Annotated in this window: 12 protein-coding genes; 2 read left to right on the top strand and 10 right to left on the bottom strand. The window is 62.9% G+C overall.

Going from position 1 to position 12,579, the window contains the following annotated elements:
- Positions 1 to 72 precede the first annotated feature (72 nt).
- The 6 genes from ACE3PR_RS18490 to ACE3PR_RS18465 form a co-directional block, all read right to left on the bottom strand.
- A complete protein-coding gene (locus ACE3PR_RS18490) occupies positions 73 to 2,163 on the bottom strand; it encodes a dipeptide ABC transporter ATP-binding protein (protein ID WP_374375036.1) in 2,091 nt (696 codons plus the stop codon).
- Between the two features lie 20 nt (positions 2,164 to 2,183).
- On the bottom strand, positions 2,184 to 3,035 hold the full coding sequence (locus ACE3PR_RS18485; protein ID WP_374375034.1) for an ABC transporter permease: 852 nt from the start codon (positions 3,033 to 3,035) through the stop codon (positions 2,184 to 2,186).
- 10 nt (positions 3,036 to 3,045) lie between these two features.
- The gene (locus ACE3PR_RS18480; RefSeq protein ID WP_374375031.1) at positions 3,046 to 3,987 is read right to left on the bottom strand and encodes an ABC transporter permease; all 942 of its coding nucleotides are present in this window, start codon (positions 3,985 to 3,987) and stop codon (positions 3,046 to 3,048) included.
- 176 nt (positions 3,988 to 4,163) lie between these two features.
- Positions 4,164 to 5,111 carry an ornithine cyclodeaminase family protein gene (locus ACE3PR_RS18475; RefSeq protein WP_374375028.1) on the bottom strand — a complete coding sequence of 316 codons (948 nt, stop codon included), beginning with the start codon at positions 5,109 to 5,111 and terminating at the stop codon, positions 4,164 to 4,166.
- Positions 5,111 to 7,096: an FAD-dependent oxidoreductase gene (locus ACE3PR_RS18470; protein WP_374375025.1), complete on the bottom strand. Its 1,986-nt coding sequence runs from the start codon at positions 7,094 to 7,096 to the stop codon at positions 5,111 to 5,113. Before ACE3PR_RS18470 ends, ACE3PR_RS18475 begins: the two co-directional genes overlap by 1 nt.
- Positions 7,097 to 7,174: 78 nt before the next feature.
- Complete coding sequence (locus ACE3PR_RS18465) at positions 7,175 to 7,912, bottom strand: hypothetical protein (protein WP_374375023.1); 738 nt, start codon at positions 7,910 to 7,912, stop codon at positions 7,175 to 7,177.
- A gap of 185 nt (positions 7,913 to 8,097) precedes the next feature.
- Here ACE3PR_RS18465 and ACE3PR_RS18460 point away from each other — a divergent pair, with 185 nt between their 5' ends.
- On the top strand, positions 8,098 to 8,499 hold the full coding sequence (locus ACE3PR_RS18460) for a DUF4170 domain-containing protein (protein ID WP_374375020.1): 402 nt from the start codon (positions 8,098 to 8,100) through the stop codon (positions 8,497 to 8,499).
- On the opposite strand, the gene ACE3PR_RS18455 is transcribed toward ACE3PR_RS18460, so the two are convergent.
- On the bottom strand, positions 8,496 to 9,023 hold the full coding sequence (locus ACE3PR_RS18455; RefSeq protein WP_374375017.1) for a class I SAM-dependent methyltransferase: 528 nt from the start codon (positions 9,021 to 9,023) through the stop codon (positions 8,496 to 8,498). The two genes, ACE3PR_RS18460 and ACE3PR_RS18455, sit on opposite strands and share 4 nt — an antisense overlap.
- A gap of 141 nt (positions 9,024 to 9,164) precedes the next feature.
- On the opposite strand from ACE3PR_RS18455, the gene ACE3PR_RS18450 reads away from it, so the two are divergent.
- Complete coding sequence (locus ACE3PR_RS18450; protein ID WP_374375015.1) at positions 9,165 to 9,590, top strand: DUF1178 family protein; 426 nt, start codon at positions 9,165 to 9,167, stop codon at positions 9,588 to 9,590.
- A gap of 131 nt (positions 9,591 to 9,721) precedes the next feature.
- On the opposite strand, the gene ACE3PR_RS18445 is transcribed toward ACE3PR_RS18450, so the two are convergent.
- The 3 genes from ACE3PR_RS18445 to ACE3PR_RS18435 form a co-directional block, all read right to left on the bottom strand.
- Positions 9,722 to 10,171 (bottom strand): YcgN family cysteine cluster protein, encoded by a 450-nt coding sequence (locus tag ACE3PR_RS18445; protein ID WP_374375013.1) that lies wholly within the window; start codon positions 10,169 to 10,171, stop codon positions 9,722 to 9,724.
- A complete protein-coding gene (gene phaZ, locus ACE3PR_RS18440) occupies positions 10,168 to 11,394 on the bottom strand; it encodes a polyhydroxyalkanoate depolymerase (protein WP_374375011.1) in 1,227 nt (408 codons plus the stop codon). The genes ACE3PR_RS18445 and phaZ overlap by 4 nt, the downstream gene beginning before the upstream one ends.
- A 66-nt stretch (positions 11,395 to 11,460) precedes the next feature.
- Entirely contained in the window at positions 11,461 to 12,573 is a 1,113-nt protein-coding gene (locus ACE3PR_RS18435; RefSeq protein WP_374375009.1) for an ABC transporter ATP-binding protein, read from the bottom strand.
- Positions 12,574 to 12,579: the final 6 nt, after the last annotated feature.

The following is a 12,579-nucleotide window of genomic DNA, read 5'->3' as shown; positions in this document are numbered from 1 at the left end:
GCAATGACGATATAATTTAAACGCGTCATGCCCGGGCTTGACCCGGGCATCCACTGTGCGACGCGTTGACTCCTAAAACACTACCTGCGTCGCGCTCGCGAGTTCCGCCACGGGAATGTGGCAGGCGATGCGGTGGCCCTTGTCGCTGACCTGCACCGGCGGCGGGGTGTCGTCGCAGATGGCGCCCACCTTGCGCGGGCAGCGTGTGGCGAAGGGGCAGCCCTTGGGGCGGTTCTGCGGGCTGGGGATATTGCCTTCCAGGATGATGCGCGTCTGATGCACGTCCGGATCGGCGATCGGCACCGCCGACATCAAGGCTTCCGTGTAAGGATGATAGGGCGGGGCGAAGACATCGTTGACCGAACCGTATTCCATCACCTGGCCGAGATACATGACGGCGACGTTGTCGGCGAGATAGCGCACGACCGACAAATCGTGGCTGATGAAGAGCAGGGTCGAACCGCGCTTCTTCTGGATATCGACCAGCAGGTTGATGATCGCCGCCTGGACCGAGACGTCGAGGGCCGAGACCGGCTCGTCGGCCAGGATCAGATCCGGCTCGCCGGCGAGCGCGCGGGCGATGGCGACGCGCTGCTTCTGCCCGCCGGACAATTGCCGTGGCATGCGTCCAGCGAATTCGACCGGCAGATTGACGGTCTTCAGCAGATTGTTGACCTCGTCTTTCGCCTTGCGCCCGCCCAGGCCTTTCAATTTGGCGAGCGAGCGTTCCATCACATAGCCGATCGTGTGGCTGGGATTGAGGGTCGAATCCGGATTCTGGAACACCATCTGGATGGCGCGCTTGGTGGTGCTGTCGCGCTTTTCGATCGGGATGGCGCCGATATCCTTGCCGGCCAGGATCACCTTGCCGCCGCTCGCCTGTTCGATGCCGGTCAGCACCTTGGCGAGAGTCGACTTGCCGCAGCCGGATTCGCCGACGATGGCGAGCGTCTCGGCAGCCGCGGCGGAAAGATCGATATCGTCAACCGCATGCACGTCATAGCCGGCGCCGCCGAACATGCCGATGCTCTGCCGATAGGTCTTCTTGAGGCCGCTCAGCTCCAGCACGGTGTCGTTCCTCACCGCATCATCCTCGCCGATGAAGGCATTGCTGGCGGGTCGCGCATGTTTCGGCAATTCCGTGACACGCACGCATTTGACGCGGTGATGGCCGGTTTCGCCATAGGTCGCGGTCGGGATGGAGGCGGCCGTGCAACGCTCGCCGGCCACATCCGGGCAGCGCGGCGCAAAGATGCAGCCCTTGGGCCGGTTGAGTATCGGCGGCACCTGACCCGGAATGGCGGAAAGCGGCCGGCTGCGCTTGTCGGCATTGAGCGTCGGGATGCAGTTCAACAGGCCGCGCGTATAGGGATGACGTGGATCGCGGAAGACCTCGCCGATGGGACCTTCCTCGACCAGTTCGCCGGCATACATGACGCCGATGCGGTCGCAGATGCGGACCACGGTGCCGAGATTGTGGCTGATGAAGACGATGGCGCTGTTATGCTTCTTCCTGAGCTGCGCCACGAGATCGAGGACGGCGGCTTCCACGGTCACGTCGAGACCCGTCGTGGGCTCGTCCATGACCAGGAGCGAGGGTTCCGCCATCAGCGCCATGGCGATCACCACGCGCTGCTGCTGCCCGCCCGAAAGCTGGTGCGGATAACGCGTCATCAGGGTTTCGGGATCGGGTAGATTCACCTCGCGCAGCATCTGGATGGCGCGCTTCTCGGCCTCGGCGGTGCTGACCCCGGAATGGATCAGGGGCACTTCCATCAATTGTTTGCCGATGGGGATGACCGGATTGAGGCTGCTCATCGGGTCCTGATAGACCATCGCCATGCGCCCGCCGCGGATCTTCCTGAGCTCCGCCTCCGACATCTTGGTCATGTCGCGGCCTTCGAACAGGATCTGCCCGCCGGTGAGCCGCCCGGCACCACCCAGATATTTCATGATGGCGAAAGCGACCGTCGACTTGCCGCAGCCGGATTCTCCCACCAGACCCAATGCCTCGCCTTCATGCAGAGTGAGGCTGATATCCGGCACCACCTTCAGTTCGCCCGCGCGCACGAAATAGGAGATCGAGACGTTGCGCAGTTCCAGGATCGGCTTGCGCGTCTCCGTCACGGCGGCGGGGCGTTCCATGGTGGCGGTGCTGCTCATCCGGTCACATCCTCTTTACGTCAGTCGCGCAAGCTGATCTCGCGCATGCCGTCCGCCAGCAGGCTGAAACCCACCACCAGCGAGGAGATGGCCAGCGCCGGGAACAGCGACATATGCGGATAGATGGTCATCATGGCATAGGTTTCCTTGACCATGCCGCCCCAATCGGGGTTGGGCGGCGGCAGGCCGAGGCCCAGGAATCCGAGCACGCCGATGGCGATCGCGGTATAGCCGAGCCGCAAACACGCATCGACGATCAGCGGCCCGCGCGCATTGGGCAGGATCTCGACCAGCATGATGTAGAGCGCGTTCTCGCCGCGCATCTTGGCGGCGGCCACGTAATCGCGCTCGCGGAGTTCCAGCGTCATGCCGCGCACGATGCGCATGATCTGTGGCGTTGCCACGAAGATGACGGCCAGGATGATGTTGCCGGCCGAGGGGCCCAGTTTCATGATGAAGATGATGTAGAGCACGATCGCCGGGAAGGAGAGCAGGATATCGGCGATACGGTTGCAGATGAGGTCGACCCAGCCGCGATAATAGCCGGCCATCAAGCCCAGCATGGCGCCGATCGCATACGCGCAGAGGACGGCAATGGGCGCCACGGTCAGCACCGTGCGCGAACCCCAGATGATGCGCGAAAGAATGTCACGCCCGGAATTGTCGGCACCCAGCCAGTTGACGGCACTGGGTGTCGGATCGAGGATCGCATCCATGTTGTTGGCATTGGGATCGAAGGGCGCGATCCAGGGCGCGAAGATTGCCACCAGCACCCAGAACACAACCAGGAAAGCGCCGACCATGCCGACCGGCGATTCCTTGAGGAGCCGGATACGATTCCAGGTGATCGCCAAAACGCCGTCTTTTGCCATAAAGCCCGCCTTAGCTGAAACGAATGCGTGGGTTGAGCATCATGTAGCCGAGGTCGCCGGCAATCTGCGTTGCCACAGAGACGAAAACGGCGAAGAGGGCCGCGGCTTCGACCGTGGCCACATCCTGCGACAGAGCGGCGTCCAGCAGCATGCGGCCGAAACCGGGATAGGCGAAGACCGCCTCCACCACCACGACACCGGTGATGAGGTAGTTGATCTGCAGCAGAATGACGGTGAAGGGCGCGATCATGGCATTCCTGAGCGCGTGTTTCATGATGACCGCGCGAAAGCTCAAGCCCTTCAGGATGGCGGTGCGGATATAGGGTCTTGTCATCACCTCGACCATGGAAGCACGCACCATGCGCACGACATAACCGAGATCGTAGAGCACCATCACCGTGACGGGGAGAATGAGCTGCTGCCAGATCGGCCAGCCGGCGCCGGAATCCAAGGGCGCCGTGCCGGGCAGGATGCCCAGCCAGATGACGAAGATCGAGGCCAGGAACACGCCCGAGGCGAATTCGGGCACCGATGTGGTGACAATGCTGGAAACCGAAATGCTGCGGTCGAGGATCGAGCCTTCCTTCATGCCGGCGGTGATGCCGAGGACGATCGACAGCGGCACGATCACGGCAAAAGCGACACCGGCCAGCAGCAGGGTATTGGCAAGGCGATCCCAGATGATGTCATTGACCGGCAATTTGTACAGCGTCGAATAACCGAGATCGCCCTGCAACGTGTTGGTCAGCCATTCCCAGTAGCGCTCGATGACCGGCCGGTTGAGACCGAGTTCCTCGGTCAGCCGATCGACCTGGTCCTGGGTCGCGAACGGCCCCAGAACTTTTCGCGCAACCTGGCCGGGCGTGAATTCGAAGGCCATGAAGACCAGCAACGACACGACCAGCATGGTGAAGGCAAGCAAAGCGATTCGCTTTGAGAGAAAAGCCAGCATGTCTCCTCTGCCATCCCTGTTGCCCTCACTCTCTGAAACAGCCCGGTCATTGCCGGCGGTGAGGTGCGTTTATTTGCGTCACTAAAGCACAATTGAGCGGCCTTGCCAGCCACCAATATCGAATGGCAGCATAACCGCCATTCCACATGAGAATGCCCCCAGCGCGGCGCAAATGCTCAATCTGCGCCATTGGCGCGGTCAAAAAGGTACTGTGCCACGGCCAAATCCTCATGGCCGCCGCCGCCGGATTTGAACCAGGTGATCTCGTCGGCGCTCTGCCGTCCCGGCTTCTCGCCGCGATTGAGCTCGAACATGTCGATGAAATCCTCGGGTCGCGCAAGCCCATCCCGGATCGGCTGGACAACATCGCCCGCGACATCGATCGTGGTGAAGCGCGCGTCGATATAGTGGCGCGGCGCGGCGCCAAAGGCCGCGTCATCTGCTTCCCGCATCTCGGGGAGATAGCCGCCGACAAGGTCGAGATGGCAGCCCGGTTTCAGCCACGCGCCCTCGATGAGCGGCGTCGTGGCGCGCGTGGCGGCCGAGACGATGTCGGCCTCGCGCATGGCGCCAGCAAGGTCGCTCACGATCTCGACACCGATGCCCCGTTCCCGCAACATCGCCGCCGGTGCTGCCAGCGCCTCCGGCCGCCGGTTCCACCACAGCACGCGGTCGAACTGGCGCTTCGTTGCATGGGCGGCGATGAGATGCGGCGCCAGCGCGCCCCCGCCCAGCATCAGCAGTATCTTCGCATCCGACCGCGCCAGGAGATCGGCCGCCATCGCCGAATTGGCGGCGGTCTTGACCAGGGTAAGTGCAGCGCCGTCCATGGTGGCAATGGCGGCACCATTCTTGCCGTCGAACAGCACATAAAGCCCCTGTACGGCGGGAAGATTGCGCGGCGGGTTTTCGGGAAACACACTCACCAGCTTGATGCCGAAGGCGCGGCCATAGCTCCAGGCCGGCAGCATCAGCCAATCGTTCTGCACGCCCTTCTTCTGCGCTTCGCTTAGCAACATCCGGTCGAGAGCATCGACGCCCTCCCGGTTCATCTGCTTCAAGGCGGCGACGAGGCCCTGATAATCCCCAAGCGCATGTATCCGCCCGGCGTCCAGATGCAGCATCAGAGTGCCAGCCCTAGTTTGCGACCCTCATAGATGGCCGCCGCCGCCTGGCGCGGGGCCAGGCAATCGCCCACGGCCCGGAAATCAATGGCGGCTGCCGCCAGTTCTTCCTGCAAGCCGGTCTCGGCGACATTGGTTGTGGCCAGCACCAGGGAATCGAAAGGCGGGCGCCGCTCCTCCCCGGTCGAGAGATCGCGGATGGTCGCCCCGTCGCCATGCCAGGCGAGGATCACGGCATCGGTGACGAAGGTGACACCCAGCTTCTTCAGGCGCGAGCGCATCGGAAAATCCGCCGCCGTGCGGGCGAGGTCGCGGCCCACATAGGCATCGGCGGTGAGCAGCGTCACCTCATGCTCCTTCTCTGCGAGATGCCAGGCGGTGCCGGGCCCGCGCCAATTGCCGGCATCGTCGAGGATCAGGACGCGCTTCCCGAGCCTTGCCTCGCGCCGCATCACATCCTCGACCGACCAGACATGGGGGCCGTCGACACCCGGCAATGTCTCCTGATGCGGCAGGCCGCGTTGCCAGCCGGTCATGCCGGGCTGCGATCCCGTCGCCAGTACCACGGCATCGGCCTTGAGGGCCGCAATCTCGCCCTTCTCGAGATAGGTGTTGAGCCGCACTTCCACCTGCAGTTTTGCAAGCTGCCCTTCATACCAGGCGATGAGATCGGTGATCTGCCCACGCCGCGGCTGTAATCCCGCCAGGCGGAACTGCCCGCCCAGATGATCGGTCGCCTCGGCCAGGATCACCCGGTGGCCGCGCTCGGCAGCGACGCGCGCGGCTTCCAGGCCCGCCGGCCCGCCGCCCACCACCAGCACCGATTTCGGCTGTTGCGCGGGGGTGAACGTATCGCCGCCCCACTCGAATTCGCGCCCGGCCGAGGGGTTGATGAGGCAGGAGATCCAGTAATCCCGCGACCGCCTGCCCCAGCACATCTGATTGCAGGAAATGCAGCCGCGCACATCCTCCGGCCGGCCGGCCTTGGCCTTGTTGGCAAGATGCGGGTCGGCGATCTGCCCGCGCACGATGCTCACCGTATCAGCCTGGCCGGAGGCGATCACGTAATCGGCATTCTCCGGCGTGCGGATATGGCTCTCCGCCTGCACGCGCATCGTGCTCATCGCCGCCTTCATCGCCTCGGCAAATGGGGCGCCCATCTTGTCCTCATAGACGAAGGGCGGGATGATCTTGGTGAAATCGAAATAGGAACCGGTGCCGAGCGTCGTGTAATCGTAGAGGCTCAGTTTCTCGTGCCAGAGCGCGATCTCAATCTGCTGCTCAATGGTCAGCGCCGCCGGGCTGCCGGGATCAAGGCTGATCGCCATGCCGATGATGAAATCCTCGCCCACCTTGCGCCGGATCGCGGCCAAAAGATCGTGCGAGAATTGCATGCGCTTCTCGAAGCTGCCGCCATATTTGTCATCGCGCTTGTTGGCCAGCGGCGACCAGAATTGTTCGATGATCGCGTTGTAGGCCGCCATCAACTCTACGCCGTCATAGCCGGCTGCCTGGGCGCGGCCCGCGGCGGCGGCGAAATCGGCGATCGTCTGCTCGATCTCGGTGGCGCTCATCCTGTGGCTGCCGTCGCTGTCATGCATGGATGGCGCGCCCGAGGGCGAATGATTGGCGGCAAAGGAATTGTCCCAATCGCCATGGGCGCCGACGTGATAGAGCTGCTGGATCATGACCGTGCCGTGCTCATGGCAGGCATCGGTGATGCGCCGGAAATGCGGAATGACCGCGTCGTCGCCATGCCGGAAATTGCCGCGTGTCAGCACGGCATGCTGGTTCACCGGCACCGGCTCCACCACGATCATGGCGGCCCCACCCCGCGCCCGCTCGCGGTAATAGCCGAGATGCCGGTCCCCCGGCAGCCCGCCTTCGCTCATATTGGCGGTATGGGCGCCGAAGACGATGCGGTTCTTGAGCGTTTTGTGCCTGAGATCGAGCGGCTGGAAGAGATGCGCAAAGGCCTGTGACATCGTGCTGGCTGCCCCCAAAGCTGGCTGCCGCCAGATTGGAAGTCCCCAGCCCCACGAGTCAAGGCCATGCGAGTCAAGCTAGTCGACGAAGGGCGATTGCTTCGGCATTTCGCCGCCATATTCCTTCACCGCCTTCGCGTACGCGCGGGGCGATTTGTAGGGGCCGTATTTCACCAGATCCTTTTCGGCCGCCGGGCGCACCTCGGCCGTCTTCGGCATCACCTTCAGGAACCCGCCTTTGCGACCAATCAGCAGGATTGGTTTGTTGAGCCGCGTCGACTGGCGCCGGTGATTGGCGGAATGCTTCTTCATCGCGGTCAGCTCTTCGGGATCGCGCTCGAACACATACTCATAGGCCGCGATGAATTCCTTGATGAACTGCCGCTCGACCACCTGCATGTTCGACATCAGCCAGCAGCGATCGGCGAAGGTCCAATAGGTGCCGAGGCCGATGAGCTCGCCTTGCTTGGTGAAATAGGGATAGAAGGGAAAGGCGCGGCAGGCGAGGGTGCGGTTGTCGCGCTCGCAGAAACGGGCGCCCTTGCACTCGATCGCCATGCAGCCCTTGTGCAGTTCGGCGACGATCTTGCGGGCATTGGCATCGGTCGGCTTGTATTTGTGCCAGAGATCGGTGCGCCCCTTGAGCAGCTCGAATTCCGGCTTGTCCACGATCGGAATGGCATGGGCGGTGTCGCAGCAGACCGGCTGCCCGCCATTCAGCGGCGAGCAGAAGCGGCCGCAATCGAACCGTGAAACGCTGGCCTGAAAACGGTCATAGACCGTCTTGAAATCCTCCGGTCGCATGTCTCCGGTCATCGCGTTCCTCGCTGCCATTTGGGTGGCAATTGACTCGAAATGCGAGTCGCTGCTGCCTGCAACTGCGATTTATGCTTTGCCGACGACTCGAAATCCAGTTAAGAATGCGCCGGATGAGACGGTTTTCGGCGGGTCGCAGGGATGTCTGCGGGCCCGGCACCGAGCGAGGGAACCGAAGAAAGATCATGGCCCGATTCTGGGTAATCGGCGGCATATACGCCGACACAAACTTCGACCGTATATCAGGTGGCGGCAAGGAAGAGCGTATTGGCCCTTTCTCCCGTTACGACGACGCCAAGGCCGCGTGGCAGAAACGCGCCTGGGAGACGGTCGATCAGGCCAATGCCCGCTACCGCATCGAGGAAGAAGGCGGCGAGATCTGCTTCTGGGTCGTGGGCGGCCCCTATTGCGATACGACCTTCTCCGAGCCTGCCCCCGGCGGCGGCGAGCAATGGTCCGGCCCCTTCGACACTTATGAGGACGCCAAGACCGAATGGTCGCGGCTCTCCTGGTCGAATGTCGACGATGCCATGTGCCGCTACCGCATCGAAAAGCTCGCCAGGGGCGAGCATCCCAAAAGCAGCTAGGCCTTTTTCCGGGCAGCGACGCACTGTACCAGCGCCGGCTTGGGTGCGGCGGCATAGCCGCTGAAATAGCCCAAGACCGTCAATCCGGCCCCTTCCGCCAGGCGCAGTAACTCGCCCGGCTCCAGCAGAAAATCGGGATTGCTGGGCTTGCCGTAACGCTCGTTCCCCCGCTGGAAGGTCTCATAGATCAGCACACCGTCTGGCGCCAAGGCCGCCAGCAGCGCCGGGAAAAGCGGCCGGTGCAGGTAATTGGTGACAACGATCCCATTGAATTGCCGCTTGCCCAGGGGCCAGGGCGCCCCGTCCTCCAGATCGGCCGCGATCACTTCCAGGAATGCTCCCGGCGGCGGCAGGGCACCTATCTCCCGGTCCAGTGCAACCACGCGGAACCCCTTATCCAGCAGATACCGGGTATGGCGCCCGCCCCCGGCGGCGAGGTCCAACACCTGACCGCCGGGCGGCAGGGCGGGGAGGAAGCGCCGAACCCAGGGTGAGGGTGGGGTCTTTGTGGGGCCGTCGCTCACATCACACACTTTTGTCAAAGAGGCACCGTTCCTGTTGCCGGCACGGTAGCATTTTTGTCATCCAGGCTTATATTTCTTAAAGATTCCGGCTCAGGATGGTTTCGGCCCCTGATCCGGGCGATGCAGCAGGTATTCTAGAAAATGATCCTATTCGAACTCAATTGCGGCCAGGGCCACAGCTTTGAAATCTGGTTCAAGGATGGCAATACGGCTGACCGCCAATTGTCCCGCAAGCTGGTGGAATGCCCGGAATGCGGTGACCGCAAGGTCGGCAAGGCATTGATGGCACCCAGAATCGGCAAGAAGTCGGATTCCGCCATGACCAGCGCCAACATGGCGGTGATGGCCAAGAACATGCGCGAGCAATTGGCCGAGGTCCGCCGCAAGGTGGAAGAGAATTGCGATTATGTCGGCGACCGCTTCGCCGACGAGGCGCGCAAGATTCACTACGGCGAAACCGAAGCCCGCGGCATCTATGGTGAAGCGAGCGAAGAGCAGCACCAGGAACTCACCGACGAAGGCATCGACATCGCCCGCATCCCCTGGCTGCCCACCGAAGACGCATAGGGGACGATGCGGAATCTTTCCTGCACGTCATCCCCGGGCTTGACCCGGGGATCAGGGGCGGCTTGGTGAGATTGTTCGCTTTTTGACGGATGCCCGGATCAAGTCCGGGCATGACGACTTAGCGCCAACCCTCAACTCGCCCAGTCGACGAGGTGATCTTCCGGCTCGCCGGCGCGGGTCTCGGAGATGGCGCGGCGCTTCACGGAAATACCGGCCTGATGCACGGTCTTCTGTGTTCCCGAAATCAGCGGATGCCACCAGGGGAGATCCTCGCCTCTGTGTACCAGCTTGTAGGCGCAGGTCTCGGGCAGCCAGTCGATGCGGCCGAGATTGCGCGGGGATAGCTGCACGCAATCCGGTACGATCTCTTTCCGGTTTTCATAATCCTTGCAGCGGCAGGAACGGAGATCCAACTGCTTGCAGGCGATGTTGGTGAACAGCACTTCGTTGGTGTCGGCGTCGCGCAGCTTGACGAGACAGCATTTTCCGCAGCCGTCGCACAGACTCTCCCATTGCGACGGCGTCATCTTGGAAAGGGGCGTCGTCTGCCAGAAAGGCCGCGTGTCTGCGGCCTTCTTCATCTGCTCTCCGTCCGGATGAAATCGCGGATGGCCGGGCAGATGCGTTCGCGCCAGTTGCGGCCGCTGAACAGGCCGTAATGGCCGACCTTCGTCTCGGTCACTTCCAGGCGCAGCTTGTCCTGCACCTTGCGGCAGACGATATGCGCGGCATGGCATTGCCCGGCGCCGGTGATGTCGTCGCGCCCACCTTCGATGGTCATCAGGCCGATCTGCTTCAAGGCGCCCGGATTGACCAATTGCCCGCGATGCTTCAGCGTCCCGTTCACCAGGGCATGCTCCTGGAAGACGATGCGCACGGTATCGAGATAGAATTTCGCATCGAGATCCATCACCGCCAGATATTCCTCATAGAAGCGGCGATGCGCGGTGGCGAATTGATTGTCGCCTTTGGCATGGGCCCAGAGGAAATCGATATGCGCCTTCAAATGCCGGTCGGGATTGAGCGACATGAAGCCCGAGAGCTGCAGCAGGCCCGGATAGACCCGGCGCCCGGCACCCGGATGCATCGGCGGCACGTGATGCACCGCCGCCGCCTCGAAGGTCGCCATCGTGTGCTGCTTGGCTAGCTTGGTAACCTCGGTCGGCCCGCGCTGCGTGTCGATCGGGCCGCCCATCAGGATGAGATTGCGCGGTGTCGCCGGATCCTTAGCCTCGGCCATCATGCTGGCGGCAACGATGGCGGCAGGCGCCGGCTGGCAGATCGCCAGCACCGAGACGCCGCTGCCCAGCTTGCGCAGGCTGCGGATCAGCGTGTCGACGTAATCCTCGAAACCGAACACGCCTTCGCTCAAGGGCACTTCGCGCGCGTCCTGCCAATCGGTGACATAGACCTCATGCTCGGCCAGCAGGCTCTCGATCGTGTCGCGCACCAGAGTCGCGAAATGGCCGGAAAGCGGGGCCACCAGCAGGATCTTCGGATCCTTGCGCGGCTTTTCCAGCGCGCGTTCGAAATGAATGAGGTGGCAGAACGGCTCGCCCTGAACCAGGCGCTCGGTCACAGCCACCTTCTTGCCGGCGACCTCGACTTCCGTGATGCCGAATTCAGGCCGGCCATGGCGTCTCGCGGCCCGTGCCATGATCTCCCAGGCAGCGGCCCCCGCCCGGTGCAGTGTCGTCTCGGCCAGCGGATTATGAGGATGAGCGAGCAGATCGCGCCAAGCGTCGGCGGCGATCCGGAAAGGCGTCAGCGCCAGGTACTGCGCCTCAATGGCATGATAAAGCATATTAATTCTTTACGCTGCACCGCGGAATCAATCAAGGCCGACTCAAGTAGGGCCCCGTAGCGGATGTCACTCGCTCAGCAGGACTCCGGCCTCAACAGGCCAAGTTAACCATAGATCCTGGTCCTGCGCTGGAAAATTCCCTGATCCTGCAAGGCTGTGGCGGTTTTGCAACGAAACGGAAATAGGTGCCGCATCCACCCGCCAATCCGCCAGGATCAGGCTGCGGTCGCCCAGATAGGAACTGGCCCGCGCCCGGGCCCGAATCGCGTTCTGGCCCGGCGCGGGGGCGGTCATGGTGGCATCGATCTTTTCCGGGCGGATGGCCAGGATGGCGCTTTGGCCCGCAGCGGCGGCATGGCCGTTGACTGGCACCTTCACCCGCTGGTCGGGCCCGATCTCGATCACCGCCTGACCGTTCTCGATCGCGGCAATGCGGCCGTCGAAAAAATTCATGTTGCCGATGAAGCCTGCCACTTCACGGCAGTTAGGCCGCTCATAGAGCGCCGTGGCGCTGTCGATCTGCAGCACCTTGCCGCGCGCCATCACTGCGATGCGGTCCGAGAGCGAGAGTGCCTCTTCCTGGTCGTGTGTCACGAAGATGAAGGTGATGCCGAGCGATTTTTGCAGTTGGCGGAGTTCGATCTGCATTTCCTCGCGCAGCTTCTTGTCGAGGGCGCCCAGGGGTTCATCGAGCAGCAGCACCTTGGGTTCGCAGACGATGGCGCGGGCGAGGGCCACGCGCTGCCGCTGGCCGCCGGAAAGCTGATTGGTGCGGCGCTTGCCGAGGCCGGACAGGCGCATCATCTCCAGCGCCATGTCGACCTTCTTCGCGATCGTCGCCTTGTCGACCGGCCGATTGGCGAGGCCATAGGCGATGTTCTCGGCGACATCCAGGTGTGGAAAGATGGCGTAGGATTGGAACACCATGTTGGTCGGGCGCTGGTTGGGCGGCCTCGTGCCCATCGGCTCGCCATCGATCAGGATCTCGCCTGATGTCTGTTGCTCGAAACCGCCGATCATGCGTAAAAGCGTGGTCTTGCCGCAGCCGGACGGGCCCAGCAGGGAAAAGAACTCGCCCGCTGCGATGTCGAAAGTGGCGGCATCGACCGCGGCAAAATTTCCGAAGCGCTTCGTGACGTTGCGCAGCGAGATCATCGAATTGTCGTTGGATGGCGCCATGGTGTC

This window comes from Dongia sp., from assembly GCF_041909655.1.
GTDB lineage: Bacteria > Pseudomonadota > Alphaproteobacteria > Dongiales > Dongiaceae > Dongia.
Note: the sequence above shows the minus strand (reverse complement) of the source record. Positions and strands in the feature narration are given on the sequence as shown.